18 protein-coding genes and 1 tRNA gene are annotated in these 16673 nt (G+C 59.9%); 10 read left to right on the forward strand and 9 right to left on the reverse strand.

Features of this window, described 5'->3' with window-relative positions:
* Positions 1 to 113 precede the first annotated feature (113 nt).
* Both hisB and hisH read left to right on the forward strand, forming a co-directional pair.
* Positions 114 to 701: an imidazoleglycerol-phosphate dehydratase HisB gene (hisB, locus tag DEA8626_RS11290; RefSeq protein ID WP_108853105.1), complete on the forward strand. Its 588-nt coding sequence runs from the start codon at positions 114 to 116 to the stop codon at positions 699 to 701.
* Between the two features lie 4 nt (positions 702 to 705).
* Complete coding sequence (gene hisH / locus DEA8626_RS11295; protein WP_108853107.1) at positions 706 to 1344, forward strand: imidazole glycerol phosphate synthase subunit HisH; 639 nt, start codon at positions 706 to 708, stop codon at positions 1342 to 1344.
* Between the two features lie 8 nt (positions 1345 to 1352).
* Here hisH and DEA8626_RS11300 read toward each other — a convergent pair whose 3' ends face one another.
* Positions 1353 to 1754 carry a DUF2147 domain-containing protein gene (locus DEA8626_RS11300; protein ID WP_108853109.1) on the reverse strand — a complete coding sequence of 134 codons (402 nt, stop codon included), beginning with the start codon at positions 1752 to 1754 and terminating at the stop codon, positions 1353 to 1355.
* A gap of 120 nt (positions 1755 to 1874) precedes the next feature.
* Positions 1875 to 2258 (reverse strand): DUF2147 domain-containing protein, encoded by a 384-nt coding sequence (locus DEA8626_RS11305; protein ID WP_108853111.1) that lies wholly within the window; start codon positions 2256 to 2258, stop codon positions 1875 to 1877.
* 138 nt (positions 2259 to 2396) lie between these two features.
* On the opposite strand from DEA8626_RS11305, the gene hisA reads away from it, so the two are divergent.
* Entirely contained in the window at positions 2397 to 3116 is a 720-nt protein-coding gene (gene hisA / locus DEA8626_RS11310; RefSeq protein ID WP_108853113.1) for a 1-(5-phosphoribosyl)-5-[(5-phosphoribosylamino)methylideneamino]imidazole-4-carboxamide isomerase, read from the forward strand.
* A 3-nt stretch (positions 3117 to 3119) separates the two neighbouring features.
* On the forward strand, positions 3120 to 3563 hold the full coding sequence (locus DEA8626_RS11315; RefSeq protein WP_108853115.1) for a DUF2867 domain-containing protein: 444 nt from the start codon (positions 3120 to 3122) through the stop codon (positions 3561 to 3563).
* Here the strand turns inward: DEA8626_RS11315 and DEA8626_RS11320 are convergent.
* Positions 3560 to 4006: a DUF302 domain-containing protein gene (locus DEA8626_RS11320; RefSeq protein WP_108853117.1), complete on the reverse strand. Its 447-nt coding sequence runs from the start codon at positions 4004 to 4006 to the stop codon at positions 3560 to 3562. The two genes, DEA8626_RS11315 and DEA8626_RS11320, sit on opposite strands and share 4 nt — an antisense overlap.
* A 101-nt stretch (positions 4007 to 4107) precedes the next feature.
* Here DEA8626_RS11320 and hisF point away from each other — a divergent pair, with 101 nt between their 5' ends.
* The 3 genes from hisF (at position 4108) to DEA8626_RS11335 (ending at position 6499) form a co-directional block, all read left to right on the forward strand.
* Entirely contained in the window at positions 4108 to 4869 is a 762-nt protein-coding gene (hisF, locus tag DEA8626_RS11325; protein WP_108853438.1) for an imidazole glycerol phosphate synthase subunit HisF, read from the forward strand.
* Complete coding sequence (locus DEA8626_RS11330) at positions 4866 to 5174, forward strand: phosphoribosyl-ATP diphosphatase (protein ID WP_108853119.1); 309 nt, start codon at positions 4866 to 4868, stop codon at positions 5172 to 5174. Before hisF ends, DEA8626_RS11330 begins: the two co-directional genes overlap by 4 nt.
* Before the next feature lie 86 nt (positions 5175 to 5260).
* Positions 5261 to 6499 carry an MFS transporter gene (locus DEA8626_RS11335; protein ID WP_108853121.1) on the forward strand — a complete coding sequence of 413 codons (1239 nt, stop codon included), beginning with the start codon at positions 5261 to 5263 and terminating at the stop codon, positions 6497 to 6499.
* 61 nt (positions 6500 to 6560) lie between these two features.
* On the opposite strand, the gene DEA8626_RS11340 is transcribed toward DEA8626_RS11335, so the two are convergent.
* The 4 genes from DEA8626_RS11340 to DEA8626_RS11355 form a co-directional block, all read right to left on the reverse strand.
* Positions 6561 to 7037: a CoA-binding protein gene (locus DEA8626_RS11340; RefSeq protein WP_108853123.1), complete on the reverse strand. Its 477-nt coding sequence runs from the start codon at positions 7035 to 7037 to the stop codon at positions 6561 to 6563.
* 160 nt (positions 7038 to 7197) lie between these two features.
* Positions 7198 to 7662, reverse strand: coding sequence for a YHS domain-containing (seleno)protein (locus DEA8626_RS11345; RefSeq protein WP_108853125.1), 465 nt, complete (start codon positions 7660 to 7662; stop codon positions 7198 to 7200).
* Positions 7663 to 7766: 104 nt separating this feature from the next.
* The gene (rlmB, locus tag DEA8626_RS11350) at positions 7767 to 8552 is read right to left on the reverse strand and encodes a 23S rRNA (guanosine(2251)-2'-O)-methyltransferase RlmB (RefSeq protein WP_108853127.1); all 786 of its coding nucleotides are present in this window, start codon (positions 8550 to 8552) and stop codon (positions 7767 to 7769) included.
* Between the two features lie 81 nt (positions 8553 to 8633).
* Entirely contained in the window at positions 8634 to 9440 is an 807-nt protein-coding gene (locus DEA8626_RS11355; protein WP_108853129.1) for an SRPBCC family protein, read from the reverse strand.
* 130 nt (positions 9441 to 9570) lie between these two features.
* Here DEA8626_RS11355 and DEA8626_RS11360 point away from each other — a divergent pair.
* Together DEA8626_RS11360 and DEA8626_RS11365 are read left to right on the forward strand one after the other, a co-directional pair.
* A tRNA-Tyr gene (locus tag DEA8626_RS11360) sits at positions 9571 to 9654 on the forward strand.
* A gap of 67 nt (positions 9655 to 9721) precedes the next feature.
* Positions 9722 to 11323 carry a site-specific integrase gene (locus tag DEA8626_RS11365; protein ID WP_108853131.1) on the forward strand — a complete coding sequence of 534 codons (1602 nt, stop codon included), beginning with the start codon at positions 9722 to 9724 and terminating at the stop codon, positions 11321 to 11323.
* An 18-nt stretch (positions 11324 to 11341) separates the two neighbouring features.
* On the opposite strand, the gene DEA8626_RS11370 is transcribed toward DEA8626_RS11365, so the two are convergent.
* Together DEA8626_RS11370 and DEA8626_RS11375 are read right to left on the reverse strand one after the other, a co-directional pair.
* Positions 11342 to 12427: a tyrosine-type recombinase/integrase gene (locus DEA8626_RS11370; protein WP_108853133.1), complete on the reverse strand. Its 1086-nt coding sequence runs from the start codon at positions 12425 to 12427 to the stop codon at positions 11342 to 11344.
* A 957-nt stretch (positions 12428 to 13384) separates the two neighbouring features.
* Positions 13385 to 13948: a recombinase family protein gene (locus tag DEA8626_RS11375; protein ID WP_108853439.1), complete on the reverse strand. Its 564-nt coding sequence runs from the start codon at positions 13946 to 13948 to the stop codon at positions 13385 to 13387.
* A 421-nt stretch (positions 13949 to 14369) separates the two neighbouring features.
* Here DEA8626_RS11375 and DEA8626_RS11380 point away from each other — a divergent pair, with 421 nt between their 5' ends.
* Positions 14370 to 16454: an ATP-dependent nuclease gene (locus tag DEA8626_RS11380; RefSeq protein WP_181366415.1), complete on the forward strand. Its 2085-nt coding sequence runs from the start codon at positions 14370 to 14372 to the stop codon at positions 16452 to 16454.
* Positions 16455 to 16673: the final 219 nt, after the last annotated feature.

The raw sequence follows: 16673 nt of genomic DNA on the forward strand, positions 1-16673 counted from the left end.
AAGCTTCGCCGGTCTTGGCCGGCGGAACCCCGCCCATGGGCGGCGCACACCCGGCCCTTTTCACCGGCGTTGTGGCCACTTATAAGCGCCGGGTGAGGCCAGCGGAGGCACCCATGCGTAAGGCAGAGATCACCCGGAAGACGGCCGAAACGGCGATCACGGTTGCAATCGACCTGGACGGCACCGGGCAGTATGCGAACGAAACCGGCGTGGGGTTCTTCGACCATATGCTGGATCAACTTGCACGGCACTCTTTGGTCGACCTCAAGGTCCGGGCAAAGGGCGACCTGCACATCGACGACCACCACACGGTCGAGGATTGCGGCATCGCCATCGGCCAGGCCCTTGCGCAGGCGCTTGGCGACAAGCGCGGTATCCGACGCTACGGCCATTTCTGTTTGGCGATGGACGACGCACAGGTGATGACGGCGCTCGATCTTTCCGGCCGGCCCTATCTTGTGTGGAACGTCGATTTCCCGACGGCGAAAATCGGGACCCTCGACACGGAGCTGGTGCGCGAATTCTTTCAGGCGCTTTCGACCCATGGCGGGATCACGCTGCATGTGGACCGCATCCACGGGATCAACAGTCACCACATTGCCGAGGCCGCGTTCAAATCGGTCGCCCGTGCGCTGCGGATGGCAGTGGAGCCGGACCAACGTGCCAGTGACCTGCTGCCGTCGACCAAGGGTGCGCTCTGATCCGATGCTGACGGTTCTCGTTGACTACGAAAGCGGCAACCTGCACTCGGCCGAGAAAGCCTTCGCCCGCATGTCAGCCGAGGCGGAGGGTGGTGAGGTGCTTGTCACCTCGCGGCCCGAAGACGTGGCGCGCGCGGATCGCATCGTGCTGCCGGGCGATGGCGCCTTTCCCGCTTGCCGGAGCGCGCTCGACCGCTTCACGGGGCTCTTCGAGGCGATCGAAGAGGCGGTGACAGGGCGCGGCCGACCTTTCCTTGGCATTTGCATCGGCATGCAGATGATGGCGACGCGCGGCCTCGAGTACCGCGAAACTGAAGGCTTTGGCTGGATCCCGGGCGAGGTCGTGAAGATCGAGCCTGGCGAGGCGCGGTTGAAGGTGCCGCATATGGGCTGGAACGACCTTGTTGTCGACCATCCACACCCAGTTCTCGACGGGATAACGACGGGACGGCACGCCTATTTCGTGCACTCCTACCATTTCCGGGTGGCCGACTCCGCCCACAGGCTCGCCCATTGCGACTACGGGGGCGACATCACCGCGATCGTCGGACGCGACAACATGATCGGAACGCAGTTTCACCCCGAAAAGAGCCAGGAAACCGGGCTGAGGATAATCGCGAACTTCCTGTCCTGGGCGCCGTAGGCGGCAGCTTAGCGCGAGCGGAACCAAGTCTGCCCGTCACAGAGCGGCCCGATGCAGCCGAGCACCCGCAGCCGGTCGCCTCGTAGCTGAGCCTTGGCGTCGTATTCGCGGTCATAGAGGGGGACCCAGACACGACCGCCCTCGTAGCGACCATTGCCCTTTGCTTTCAGGCCCCAGAAAAGGTCGCGGCCCATGCTGCGGGTGACGACGCTCTTTCCGGTGCTATCATGGACTTTCACGACGCGGCCGCAAAACGACTCACCGCAACGACGTATCACAACTTGGCCGACTTGCCCTTTGTGGTCGGGCTCGACCTGCCACGTGCCCTGGATGGGGTCTGCCTGCGCAGAAAGCGCCGCAACCGACGCAGATATCAGAACTGCGGCGAACAGGTACGGACGAAAGACCATGGCTTTCCCCCTTTCTGCCGGGCGAAACGTTCCAGCACAGCGAAGGAGAGATGGCAATCACAAAGGCGTCGCGCCAGATCGGCGCGGCGCGACATTTGGCCTCATGCGGTGCGGAGCCGTCTACTTGACGCGTATCCAGGTCTGTTTGGAGCAGAGCAGCCCGCCTGCGACGCAGCCAGCAAGCCGGAGACGATCACCCTGAAGCTGGATCTTGCCGATGTATATCTTGTCGTTCGAAGGACGCCAGACCTTGCCGGCGTAAGAGTCGCCGCCGTTAGGCACCATGTCGATCACCAGTGTCTTGCCCAGATTCGGCGAATTGTACTCGCCGTCTGAGTTGAAGGTGCGTGAAATCACGCCGCAGTAAGCGGAACCACACGCCGCCATGGTGACGTGAGCGTAGGCGCCGTCATCAACCTCAGTCTGCCAGACGCCTTCGACCGGATCTGCCAAGGCAGCGCCGGCGAAAAGCGTCATGGCGCCGGCGATCAAGATGTTTCTCATCTACGGTGTCCTCCCTGACATCCCGCACATATCATCCGCGAAACGCGCCCGTCTCGTCCAGCGTGACGTGGCGTTGGGCCGCCTTTGCATTCGCCATCCGCCTGTGGCAAGAGGCGCGCGACCCGCGACGGAGGCCGCATGATCCTTTATCCCGCGATCGACCTCAAGGAGGGCCAGTGTGTCCGGCTTCTGCGTGGCGACATGGACAGGGCCACGGTCTTCGGCGACGACCCCGCGGCGCAGGCGGCCGCCTTCGAGGCCGCCGGAACCGAATGGCTGCATCTCGTCGATCTGAACGGTGCCTTCACGGGCAAGCCTGAAAACGCGATGGCGGTCGAGGCGATCCTCGCCCGCGTCTCGGTGCCCTGTCAGCTCGGCGGCGGCATTCGCGACATGGCAACAATCGAGGCGTGGCTTTCGAAAGGCCTCGCCCGCGTGATCCTCGGCACGGTCGCGGTGGAGAACCCGGCCCTCGTGCACGAGGCGGCATTGGCATTTCCGGGCAAGGTCGCGGTGGGCATCGACGCTCGGGGGGGACGCGTCGCGACGAAGGGCTGGGCGGAGGAGACCGATGTCATGGTCACTGACCTTGCCCGGCGCTACGAAGATGCGGGCGTGGCTGCGATCATTTACACCGACATCAATCGCGACGGTGCGATGACGGGTCCGAACATCGAGGCAACAGAGATGCTCGCCCGTGCGATCACGATCCCGGTGATCGCCTCGGGCGGCATTTCGAGCCTTGCCGACCTTGTCGCGCTGCGCGATGCCAGGGTCATCGCAGGGGCGATCTCAGGCCGAGCGCTCTATGACGGTGCGATCGATCTTGCGGAAGCTCTGGCTTCACTGAAAGGCTAGTCCGTGGCGAGGGTTGAGCGCGTCGAACTGCCCCATGACAGCCTGCTCAAAGCCTTTGCGCAGCCCGGCGATTACCTGGACAGTTTTGCGTGCCAAAGCACGCTGAACGTCGATCAGGCAGCCGAGCGCGCGATGAATTTTCCAAGCTGGGTGACAATGCTGTTGGGAATGCGCAACCTGCTCGTCGCGCCGCTCGGCCTGATTGCTCGGCCCAAGGGCGAAAAGATCGGGATCTTCCCGCTCGACCAGCGCAGCGACAGCGAACTGGTCCTCGGTTTCGACGACAGGCACCTCGATTTCCGCGTCTCGGTCCTGGTGGACGGCCGGCGCGCCTTTGGCTCGGCCTGGGTGCATACCCACAATCTGGCAGGCCGCGCCTATCTCGCCGCGGTCCTGCCGTTTCATGTCGCGATCATGCGCCAGGCGGTTGCACGAATGGCGGGCTAGCCGCCAGCAGCCGCCGACGTCAGCTTGCCAAGCGCGCCCGACATCTTTGCCAGAACCTCGGCATCGGCCGGAATCGCCAGTTCTCCGAACGTGTCGGACGGTTCTTCGTAGGCCAGCCAGACGGCGCCCGCGGCATCTTCGTAGGCCAAGACCTTGAGCGGAAGATAGAGCCCGGCGAGCGGGTCTTGCTGCATCGCCGGTGTGCCAAGCGCGGGATTGCCGAATACCAGAAGCTGGGCGGCGCCGATCTCCATCCCAACGCTTTCAGCCCCTGCGCCGTGGTCGATCCGCGCGAAGACGGTCGCGCCTGCGCCGGTCACCGCGCCCTCAAGCCGGTCCATGACCTCGCCCACGCTGCCCGTGGCGGCAACGCGGACGACGTCCCCGGCATGGGTCTGGGTTGCCATCAAGGCGGTAAACAGTGCAATACCCAAACGGGTCATGGGGGCCTCCCTTGGCTTCACTCGACTAAGGTTTGCAATGCTCTGGCCATCGCGCGTCCTTGCCAATAAAAGATGCCGTGATCGGCAACGGACCGCGCATGATGCTCAAGACCCGGATCATTCCCTGCCTCGATGTGGCCGACGGCCGCGTCGTCAAAGGCGTGAACTTCGTGGACCTCGTGGATGCCGGTGACCCGGTGGAGGCCGCGAAAGCCTACGACGCGGCGGGCGCGGACGAGCTCTGTTTTCTCGACATCCATGCGACGCATGAAAACCGGGGCACGATGTACAACCTCGTCACCCGGACGGCCGAGCAGTGTTACATCCCGCTGACCGTGGGCGGGGGCGTACGCAGCCACGAAGACGTGCGTGCGCTTCTCCTTGCGGGCGCCGACAAGGTCAGCTTCAACTCCGCCGCCGTCGCCGACCCGGAGGTCGTGGCCGAAGCGGCGGGCCGGTTCGGCAGCCAGTGCATCGTGGTGGCGATCGACGCCAAGACCGTGGCGCCGGGGCGGTGGGAGATCTTCACCCACGGCGGACGCAGGCCCACCGGGATCAACGCAGTAGACTTCGCCAAGACGGTAGCGACGATGGGGGCGGGCGAGATTCTTCTGACCTCGATGGACCGCGACGGCACGCGGTCGGGGTTCAATATTCCGCTTACCTGCGCCATTGCGGACGCAGTCGATGTTCCGGTGATCGCGAGCGGCGGTGTGGGCACGCTCGACCATCTGGTCGAAGGCGTGACAGACGGCCACGCTGCCGCCGTTCTCGCCGCGTCGATTTTCCATTTTGGCGATTTCTCCATCCGCGAGGCGAAGGAACACATGGCCGCCGCCGGCATCCCGATGAGGCTCGAATGAACCCCCTTGAAAAGCTTGCGGCCACGATTGCCGAGCGTCGCGGTGCGGACCCTGATACGTCCTGGACCGCCACGCTGCTGGCGAAGGGCCCGGAAAAATGCGCCGAGAAGTTCGGCGAAGAAGCGGTCGAGGCCATAGTCGAGGCCGTCAAGGGCGACCGGGGGCGCCTGACCGCCGAGGCTGCGGATGTGCTCTACCACCTTCTCGTCATGCTCGCCGCGCGCGACGTGACGCTTGCCGAGGTAATGGCCGAGCTGGAGCGCCGCGAGGGCACGTCCGGCATCGCGGAAAAGGCGCGCCGCTGACGGCGTACCGCCAGGTCGCTGCTTACCTGTCGGATAGCCCTGAAATCCCGCTTGCACCTCGGCGTGAAGCCGGGCAAGCGGAGCGGATGAAGACTACCCGGTTCCTTGTCGAGAACGCTCCCTTCCTGGCGGCGGGAGCGATGATGACGTTCCTGTCGAGCTTCGGGCAGACCTTCTTCATTTCGGTGTTCTCGGGGGAAATCCGGCAGGCCTTCGACATCTCTCACGGCGAGTGGGGCGGGATCTACATGATCGGCACGACGCTTTCGGCCGTGGTGATGATCTGGGCGGGCGGGCTGACGGACATCTTCCGCGTCCGCGTCCTTGGGCCGGTCATCCTTGTCGGTCTGGCCGCCGCCTGCCTCGCGATGGCGCTGAACCGGGCCTTCTGGGCCCTGCCGCTCGTCATATTCGCGCTGCGCTTCTTCGGGCAGGGTATGAGCAGCCACATTGCCGTCGTCGCCATGGCGCGCTGGTTCGTGGCAACGCGCGGGCGGGCGCTGTCGATTGCGTCGCTCGGCTTCGCGTTGGGCGAAGCGAGCCTGCCCATCCTGTTCGTTGCGCTGATGGGAGCGTTCGATTGGCGTTACCTCTGGATTGCCTGCGCCGCTGTCTGTCTGGTCGGCCTGCCGGTCCTCATCCGGCTCCTCCGGAAGGAGCGCACGCCTCAAAGCACAGCGCAGGCAGAAAGCAACCTGGGCATGGGTGGGCGCCATTGGACTCGCGGCCAGGCACTTCGCGACCGCCTGTTCTGGGCGATGGTGCCGGCGATTCTCGGACCGGCCGCCTTCAATACAGCCTTCTTCTTCCACCAGGTCCACTTCGCCGAGGTGAAGGGTTGGAGCCATATGCAACTCGTCTCCTTCTTCCCGCTCTACACTTTCATGTCGATCGGAGCCATGATGCTGTCCGGCTGGGCGCTCGACCGGTTCGGCACAGCGCGGCTGACGCCGTTCTACCAACTGCCGATGGTTGCGGGCTTCCTGATCTTTGCGGTCGCGAATAGCCCTGCCACGATGGCGCTCGGTCTCTTCTTTCTTGCGCTTACATCCGGGGCGAACGCGACTCTTCCCAATGCGTTCTGGGCAGATTTCTACGGCACGGCCCATATCGGGTCAGTCAAGGCGATGGCGGCGGCGGTGATGGTTCTGGGCTCGGCGATCGGTCCAGGACTGACAGGACTGCTGATCGACCTCGGATTGGGGCTAGAGAACCAGTACGCCGCAGTCGCGGCTTACTTCGTGGTCACGACGCTGCTCATGGTCGCAGCGATCGGCAAGGCCGGAAAGACGCTGCCGCGGCGCCCAACAGCGCCGACGGGCTGACCGTCAAACCCGGTGCGAGACGGCTGGCGTCAAGTATCGACCGGCGCGTCACCGGCAAACCTCAGAGCTTCGACGAAATCACGCCGGTCGCGAAGCCGCCCATGCGAAGCTCGCCGAACAGGCGTTGAAATTCGATCTTCGGGCAGCGGTTCTGAACGACGCGCATGCCGCACGCCTCGGCCCGGGCCGCCGCCTCCGCATGCGAGACCCCGATCTGCATCCAGATGGTGCGCAGTGCGGGCAATTCGCTGAGCGCCTCGTCGACGATCCCGGGAACCGCCTCGGACCGGCGGAAGACGTCCACCATGTCCACATTGGCCCCTTTCGGAATTGAGGCGAGGTCGGCGTAGACCTTCTGGCCAAGTAGTTCCTGCCCGGCAAGGCCCGGATTGACCGGGATGACCGTGAACCCCTTCAGTCCGAGATAGCGCGCGACGTAGTAGGACGGCCGCACCGGATTGGCCGAAACGCCCACTATGGCAATCACCCGAGTGTCGGAGAGGATTCCGCGCAGGAAAGCGTCGCTATAGTCGTTCATGTATCGCGCTTTGCCAGAAAAAGGCGCCCGATCCTAGAGGATGGGCGCCAGTCACGGAACGAGGGACAGTGAATTGAGGCGCAACTGTTCCGGTGCTACGCCTCACATTATGATTTAGGAACGTAAACGTGATGTAAAAGACCTCGTCGCGCGGATGTGATCACTTCCGGGTCAGCGCCGTCGGCCAATGTGCGTCGGCGAGCGCGATGTTGCCGGGGATGTCACGCGACCAGATCGTACGCACCTCCGTCGAGAAATTGAGATAGAGTTGGCCGTCATGGACAGTGAAGGCTTCGGGTACAGTCGGAGCCACGGCCCCCTTCGACATTGCATAGGCACAGTAGCCACCATAACGCGGCGCATAGGCAGCGGGATTCATCTCGAACGCCTCCATCGTCTCGGCATTCGCGAAGTACCAGGTTGCTCCATGCCATTTGAGCGCGTATTCCGCGCGTCCGGGAACCGGTCGGCCTTCAATGAAATAGGCAACGGCGTCGTAGCCCGATATCGCAACGCCACCGGGCGCGTAGACCTCTGGCTCAGCGGCCAGAGCGGGGCGCAGGATCGTGCCGAAGACCGGAATGGCCATGGCGGCGAAGATCAACGCGCGGCGAGTTGTGGTCATGTTGTTTCCAATAGTGGCCAGGTTCTGGAAAAATGCCACCCCGCGCGCAGTCGTGAAAGACACCTCCCGCAAGCGTGATCGGTCGGGTGAGAATGGTGATCGCTTCAGGCCCGCCGTGACGCTGCATAAAGTGCAATCGCAGCGGCATTCGACACATTGAGCGAGCCGAATTTGCGGGCGAAGGGGATCCTGACCAGCACGTCGCAGGTCGCGCGCGTATTTTCGCGCAAACCCGGTCCCTCGGCGCCGAGAACGAGGCCCACCGGGCGCGTCCCCGCCGTGTCCAGCGCTTCACCGAGCGCCGTCTCGGCCTCGCCCTCGAGTCCAAGCAGAACGTAGCCCATCGCTTTCAGCCGCTCCATCGCCTCGGCGAGATTGCTGACACGCAGATAGGGCTGCCGTTCGAGCGCCCCGCTCGCGGTCTTGGCGAGGGCGCCCGTTTCCGGCGCAGCATGGCGGGCGGGCGCGATGACCGCGCGCGCCCCGAACACCTCGGCCGAACGCAGGATCGCGCCGACGTTGTGCGGATCGGTCACACGGTCGAGGAGCACGACGAGAGGCGCCCCCTCACCCGCGCTGCAGATAGCGTCGAGGCTGCCCCAGCCGAGCGGCTTGACTTCGAGCGCCGCGCCCTGATGGACACTTCCGGAGTCGAGCGGAACATGGGCATCGAACTTGCGCGGATCGACGATTTCGGGCACGAGCCCGCCAGCCGCGATCGTCTCTCCCAATCGGTCGGCCGCGTTCTTCGTCACCACGAGCCGCTGCTTCTCGCGCGCGGAATTCAGAAGCGCGTCCCTGACGGCGTGGAGCCCAAACAGCCACACCGTCTCGGCTGCCGCCTTCCGGCGCGCACGCTCCTTGTCGACCACCCACGCGGGCTTCTTCATGATCGGACCTGCGGTTTGACGTTGCGGTGGCCTAACTCATGCCGAGGCTGCTGTGAAGCCGTTCGATGGACGCGTCATGCGTCAGCCGCCCTTCAGGAGTTTTTCCGCCAGGAAAAACATGGTAGCCACGAGCAGCAACGAGATGATCAGAACCTTGCCGGGCCCAATCCGTGCCGCTCGTTCGGCTGTCTCTCGCGCCTCGCCCGCCGGCCCCATCTCCCTGACAGTGCGCCCCATCCAGGACGGGTCGTCTTGCCCCTCGCAGAGCGCCTTCAGCCGCCGCGCCGCGTCGCGGGCCGGGTTGAGATGGACGAAGATCAGGAGCGTGCTGAAGCGTATGCCCCTGAGGTGCTCGGTAAACGTGACGCGGCACCGTCCCGGCGCGGTCGGCTCGATGCGCGTCTCGCTGCGCACGACATCCTGAGCGAACAGGGGCAACTTGTGGGCCTCGGGATAGGTCATCGCGACCTTCCGTTCGGCAACCTCCTCCTCGATGCGAGCTCGGAATCCGGTCAACTTTTCGTCCGCGAGCCTCTTGTGGAACCGGAAGAACACCTCGTCGGTCTTGCCTGGCACAGCGTCGATCCCCGCGATTGTCGGGCCGTGATAGGGATAGCCGGGCCGCGGCACGATCCGAGGCCACACATCGGCGGGAGCGGCCTCGATCTCTGTCGAACCGCTCACGCTTACTGGGACAGGCAAGTAGCGGTACCGGGCCGGAACGAGGATCAGGGCGAGAATGAGGACGAACACCGGATTGCCCTCGGCGAACCAGGCGATGCCGGTCATATAGGCGACTGTATCGAGCGCGCGGGTCACGATGATAAGCACGGCGACAAGTATGAGGAGGGCCAGCGCAACCCTCGCGGCGATCTTCAACGGCTGCATTGGCGACCTCGCGGAAAGTAGCTCACGCGGCTGAGGCTAGCGGCAGAGCGCGTCAGCAATAAGGCGGGCGCGTCCACGGCCCATTTGCTGTTGACGCCCGGCTTGGGGGGCAGTAATCAGCCCCGGCGTCGGGCGACGTGCTGCAAGGTGCGGCAGCGGACTGTAACTCCGCCGGGGAGACCCATGCCTGGTTCGATTCCAGGGTCGCCCACCATTCCCCTCAAGATCAACAGCTTAGAAGCCGTTTTCTCTCGGTGCGACGCACAAGTGAGACACACGGCATGCATCATGCGGCTTATCTAAGCACCTCGCGTCACGGCATTTTCTACTTCCGCTGGCCCATCCCAGCAGCGCTCCACCCGCTCGGGAAACGCACCGACATCAAGATTTCGTTGAGAACGCGGTCTCCGGGCCTTGCTATGCGGCTTTCCCGGTCGCTGATTTCGGCTGGTCAATCGGCATTAGAGCGGGCATCACGTCACGCAATGCGCTATCAAGACATCCGTCAGCACGTTCAAGACCACTTCCGCGACAAGCTGCGCATGTTCAAGGCTATGGTTGCCGAGACCGGCCCCATCGAAGGGGAACGCCTAGAGGGTGTAAGAGCCGCGCAGGGCCTCGCTGAGGCCGAAGGCGAGGGGTTCTTGGCACTGGGCCACCCGGACGGCTTCGACGGCCTCCTGAGCGAATTCTGCGAACTAGCTGGCATCCGGGAGGAACTCACGTCCGCAGACCGCAAGTTGTTCGTGCAGGAGATATTCAAAGCATATCAAACCTACGTGGCGGCGGCGCTCGCCCACAACGCGTCCTTTGATGAAATCGACATCACGGATGCGCCCATCCCGCAAACAATGCAATCGGAAGTCGGTGAGCCCTTCTCGGAGGTAGTGCGTCAATACTTGGCGGAGCACGCCCGCGCTGGTGTTTGGGCAGAAAAGACAAGGGGCGAGAAGGAAGATGCGCTATCACTTCTAGGCGAGATAACCGGGGGCAAACCGCTATCTCGATTGACAAAAGCGGATGCCCGAGAGGTCAAGCGTGTACTGTTGCGGCTTCCGAAGAACAGACGGAAGAACCCAGCGACCCGAAACTTGACGTTGCTAGAAATGCTTGAAGTCGAGGGTGTCGATCCCATCTCCCCGAGAACGCTAAACGCTTATGTCAGCCACCTGCAAGCGTTCGTGAAGTGGGCAGTGGCAAACGGCCACGCGGACCGCAACGTTTTCGACGGTACCCGAGTAAAGCTGGCTCACAGTAACAGCGAGGATGGCAGAACTGCATTCACCAGTGAGCAGCTAGCTTTGATCTACCTTCATCTTACCGACAACCCCGAAGGTTTGGTCAAAAAAGACGATCACAAATGGCCTGCGCTAATAGCTATGTTTTCTGGTATGCGGCTGAATGAGGTTGCCCAGTTGCAGCCCGACGACATCACTTGCATTGATGAAGTCTGGTGCTTCGATGTGAACACCACGGGCGATGCGAACAAGAGCCTCAAGAACCAGTCTTCACACAGGTTAGTGCCGGTACACGCACGGCTATTGGACCTAGGCTTGCTGTCGTACGTGAAGCAACGGCGTACGGAAGGCGCTTCTCGGCTGTTCCCGAGCCTGACGTACAGCAAGCAAAACGGCTATGGGCGCAATGCGGGTCGCTGGTTTAATGAAAGCCTACTACCTTCGCTGGGGATGGCAGGCAGCGGGCTTGTGTTCCACTGCCTGCGGCACTCGATGATCACTCAGCTTGGCCGAAAGGACATCCCGGACCCCATAGTCAAAGCTATCGTCGGACATCGGCAAGCTGGCGTGACCTACAACAGCTACTTCAAGGCCGGGTTCCTACCTAGCCAGTTGGTCAGTGCCGTCAACACGTTCGGGTTCTAATTCTTGAACCCTTCGCAGTTACCTTCTTGGCGGTTGACCGAACGCACTAAGAAGACCAGCCGGATCGGCTGTCGGGAGACCACCAATTGCGGTATCTGCGAGGTCCGGTCGATTACCCATGCCGACGATCAAATGCGAGGAGTGGGTATCGGCGTATCCAAGGACCGCAGAGATTTCCTGCTCTGGCATCCCGGCATCCTTCAACCTGCGGGCGCAGGCTATTCTTAGACCTTGGGCAGAGCAATTCGGCAATTGGGCTGCATCACACCAACGCCGCATTAGGTTCCCGAGGCCAATAGTGTTGCGCAGCTTGCCTGCCTGTGTCTGTAGGAATGTCTGCCGATCTTCCGGGCAGTCGCGCAACGTCTCGCGCAGTACAGGATGCAGGGGTACATCTACGTGCATCAAGTTCTGACTGGCCCCTTGGTTCTTCGCGAACCGGATGCGGCCACCCGAGACATTCTTCCAGCCGAGCGCAACTACATCAACCCGCCGCGCCCCGGTGTAGAGTATGAGCGTGAGCACGAGACGGGCAAGCTGATTATCAACATGGGTCTTGTAGAAAGCAGCAATATCCGCTTCTGACCACTCACGACAACGCCGCCCAATGACAGGCAGCCGGTCAACTGACTTCGCTGGGTTTGCTTTGATTGTGCCGTCGCCAACTGCATCATCCAGCGCGGCACGTAGAGCACCTAGACAGCGGTTTGCATTGCTGGGCTGTGCTGCATGGCTGTCCACGAATTCGCGGATGTCTTCTATCGTCAGCGCGTTTAACTGTCTGTGGCCAAGTGCGGCGCGCAGTAGTTCAACTTGCTTTGCCTTCGCATCTCGTGTGCACTTTGTCATTTTCAGATGCTTTGGCTTCGCCAGCCATGCTGCCAATGCATGCCCAACTGTGCCGCGCCGCATTCCATCGGGAATGCCTGTCAGCCGTTCGCCGCGCTGAGCGTGTTCCAATTTGAGCAGGAACTCAGGGCTACCATAGTCGGTGCCGAGTGCTATGTTGAAGCCGCACTTCCGGTATCGCCAGCGTAGTTTGCCATGACGGTCCCGGAAGCCGCTCACGTTGGGGTATCTGGTTTCGGGGGATTGAGCGTGCATTGTCGTGTCCTTTCGACCAATACCCGACAGTGCCGGTGAACTGCGCCACGGCCCATGCAGGTGTCATTGATGTTGAGATTGATCGACCGAGATTGATCGACGGGTGCGTTATGAAATATCATCGGAGTGGTATCATCCGACAGCGTGCATTACACCGCCAAATGGAAATCTACCTAGTTGGCTATCCAGCTTACATGATAGGTTTTCAGTTAAATTAGTACATTAGTTATATATCTAGACATTTGCTAATAAATCATGGGTATCTATTTCAAGATTGTTCACAGCTATCGTGTAGATATCTATTAGTTTGGCTTTCAGGAGTATCTATCTGAGACACTCTATAGATACGCAGGCAGGTATTTATCAGGTGTAACTATTGGGAATAGGTGTTGGGTAAATTTGCTAGATGTACATTCTAGAAATATGCTTGCTGCTCAACTGGCAGGCTTTCCATGATCTGCTTCCAGTCTGGGACGGGTTTGTAACAGATACCGCACTCGGCAATCTGTCTTAGGACGAAGGGATAAGCAATCTGTCCGGAACTGCTGAGGGTTTGCCCACACTCCGGGTTGCCTCCAGCCCGGGCTGAGGATCGGTAACCAACGCATACCGACATCGGCAACCTTTCCAAGAGCCGCAGGAGGCCCGTGCATCCGGCTTGGCTGCGGGTCTGCGCTAACCCGACATGCCCCCTTAGAAGCGCCTTCTGGACGGCCTGCTGAGGTTCTTTCTTAGGACGAGGAGTTAATCCAAACGCGCCCATCCAAAGGAAACAGATACGGCGTCCGGATCGGTTCTCTGTCCCTCCCCGCGCTCAACACAGAAGGCGATGGAGAAACGCGCTCAGAAGCCATGGGCTGCCCAGTGAGCGGCTCCGCGCGAGTTACGTAGGCTGGTTAGCTATTCGGCTGATACGAGCGCCCAGCGCCCAAATTCCGGGGGTGGTCTACTCACGGTCTAGCCAGCCGCCCGATCCCCGATGATCCGATAGACCGAAGCCCTGCCGATGCCCACCTCTCGGGCGATGGCGGATGCGCCCATGCCTTCGTCGCGCAGCTTGATGACTTCATCTGCTTTCGCTTGTGCGGTAGGTTTGCGCCCCTTGTACTTGCCCGCAGCTTTGGCCTTTGCAATGCCTTCTCTCTGGCGTTCAAGCATGATGCCCCGCTCGAACTCTGCAATGCCTCCCAAGATCGTTATCATCAGCTTGCCGGTGGATGTGGACGTGTCGATGCCCAATCCAAGTATGTTAAGGCTAGCGCCCTTCTTGGTGAGAGTGTCTAGCAACTCCATCAAGTGCTGCACCGACCGGGCCAGGCGATCAAGTTTGGTGATGACAAGCACGTCACCTGTGCGGATGAAGTCCAGTGCTTCCGCCAGCTTCTCTCGCTGCACTACATTCACCGACGACACTTGCTCGACAAACAAGTGCTCGCATCCCGCAGCCTTGAGGTCTCGTACTTGCGCCTCAAGTCCTGCCTTCTGGTCGAGTGTCGAGGTTCTGGCATATCCAATCAACATGAGGTGGTCCAATCTGTCTCATACACGTCTAAGACATGTAGGGCTCGCCTGTCTCTTAAGTCAATACCTATTCGTATGAGACACAAATGGGTGCGAACTGAGGCGTATCACTGTGGCAAGGTCTAGCGAGACAGACAGGATGAAGCAGGTTGCTATCGTCACACTGCGAAGATGCACAAAGAACTCTCAGGCTTAGTTGCTGTTTGGAGCCGTAGGCCCCCAAGGGGGGAAGTTTCGCGTCCGCAAGCTATAGATACCCCATCGGAAAAATGTGTCAAAAAATAACGTTGAAGAAGTCGCAGGAGTTCTTGACGCGCACGCAATAGTTGAGAAGTATCTATGTGGGCCATACTGTCAGCTAGGCGCTAGCCGGTTAGCATTATAGGTTCAGGATTCGCAAATTTATTCGGGGGCAGTGCAGTTGCGTATTAATGCAATAGAGATACTTAACTTCCGCGCAATCAGCAGACTAACCTTGACTGATCTTACCGACGCAGTGGTAGTTGCTGGCCCCAATGGCTGTGGTAAGTCGAGTATATTTGATGCCATTCGACTAGTTAAGTCGGCCTACGGAGGGTACCAACAAAACGAACTCGCGACATGGTTCGGCGAGTTTCAAATTGACCTTAGGCGACTGCAGACAGATGCAAGTAGGATGCTATACGACCCCAAGAAATCACTAAGCATCTCCATCGAATTCCAAATATCTAGCAGCGAGATTGGGTTCTTGCGCGCCCATGCCGTCGATATTTATCGCGGCTTGAACTGGTCACATCTACTTAGACGCCGGGGCGCTGTAGGGGACATGGAAATAGTCAATCCTCTGACTAAACAAGCCGACGGCGAAATCGTAGAAGCACAAGCGCTGGCGCTCAGTGAAGACCTGTTGAAGACACTGGACCAACCAAGCCATCTGGCGCGATTGGCCATGGAACCAGGTCAAGCACCGAGCACTGTAAGGTCGCCGCTACTCGAACTGATGTTCGCTGTATACCAGCCGGATTACCTCGGTGTCCTAGAGTACCAAGGTCCGATTAGGTCATACGACCGCGAGCAGATTGGCGGGCTCAACCTGCAAATTCAGGATACATCTAATAAGAAAGCCCAACACGCACTTTATAACACTAAGAGCAAGTACACGGGCGTAAAGACTGAAATGGCACAGTCGTATATTAGAGAAATTTTGGCCGAACGGGCTGGTGTTGAGCTAGTCAAGGAAACCACTTTGATGGCTACACTTGACGAGCTCTTTAACAACTTCTTTCCGGGGAAGAAATTTCTAGGGCCTATTCCTACAAAAGAGGGTGCGCTTGAGTTCCCAGTGCAGTTAGAAAGCGGAAAAACCCATGACATCAATGAACTGAGTTCGGGTGAGAAAGAGGTGCTCTTGGGTTATCTAAGATTGCGAAATAGCGCGCCTCGCAACTCCATCGTCCTGCTAGACGAGCCGGAATTGCATCTTAACCCGCGACTAGCGCGTAGTCTGCCTCGCTTCTATGAGAAGCATTTAAGTAAGGCGTTGAGTAATCAAATATGGCTAGTCACTCATTCAGATGCAATCCTCCGTGAGGCAGTTCAGGAGCCATCCTACGCCGTCTTTCACATGCAACCAGCAGCGCAAGTTGCATCTGGCACCGACCAAGCTGATAAAATTTCTGCGGGCGCCGACCTTGAGAATGCCATCATAGACCTTGTTGGCGATCTAGCTTCCTATAATCCGCGATCAAAGGTTGTACTGCTTGAAGGCGAGACATCAGAAATTGATGCAAAGATCATAACGCAACTGTTCCCGGCCTTCGCAGACAGGGTCAGCCTAGTATCGTTGGGAAGCAAGAAAAATGTCCGTAGCGCGCACATTATCTTAGAAAAGGCAGCGGTACAGGGCAGACTAGATGCGCGCTTCTTCGCAATTGTCGACAGAGACTTTGGCGGAGACCAACTTGTGCCATCTCCGCGCCGCTTCTCGTGGGACGTCTACCACATAGAGAACTACCTTCTTTCCCCAAGCTTCATCAAAGAAGCACTACACGCCGCCAGTCTTGGAGTGATACGCCTTTCAGAGGAGGCCGTCCTTGGAGAGCTGCGCAATTCAGCGGTTGCGACACTAGATGAGATCACCCGCATCAAGTTAAGAGAACAAGTGAATGCAAGGCTTGTGGGGGCGCTATCATTGGGCTTCGATTCGTCTTTGAATAATGTGGACGGATTTAGCGCTGCTGCCAATCGTTCATTGAACGCCTTGACAAAGGTAGTTGGCTCTGAACTTCAACCAGAAAACATCGCCGAAATGGAAAAAAGCATATCCGATGGACTGCGGGTGTCACTCGCGAACGGCACTTGGATGTCAGAGTTCCGAGGCAGGAACATCCTGAGGCACTTTGTGGGTGTTCACGGAGCGGGTACTCCTTACGAACACCTGAGAAATCTGCTGGTTGCTCGCATGAGGGAGAGCCAGTACGAGCCTCCCGGAATGAAAGCGGTAATCGCGAGCATACTCAACGCATAGTATCGTTAGGCATTGCGCGTCCTTGCCTAACACTAAAGTGTGACACTAGAGCGCGGCACACTTCCAACCGTACACTTCATTGCTTAACCGTCTCAATGGCTTAGATTAATGATGAAGACATTTGTTGTCTCCACGTATGGCTTACGTGCATCGCCACATCCTGCATACCGCCTTAGCAGCATTGGGAACGGCAGGCGAGCAACTGTTAGGTGCCCTTGA

The sequence above is a fragment of the Defluviimonas aquaemixtae genome (genome assembly GCF_900302475.1).
Classification (GTDB): domain Bacteria; phylum Pseudomonadota; class Alphaproteobacteria; order Rhodobacterales; family Rhodobacteraceae; genus Albidovulum; species Albidovulum aquaemixtae.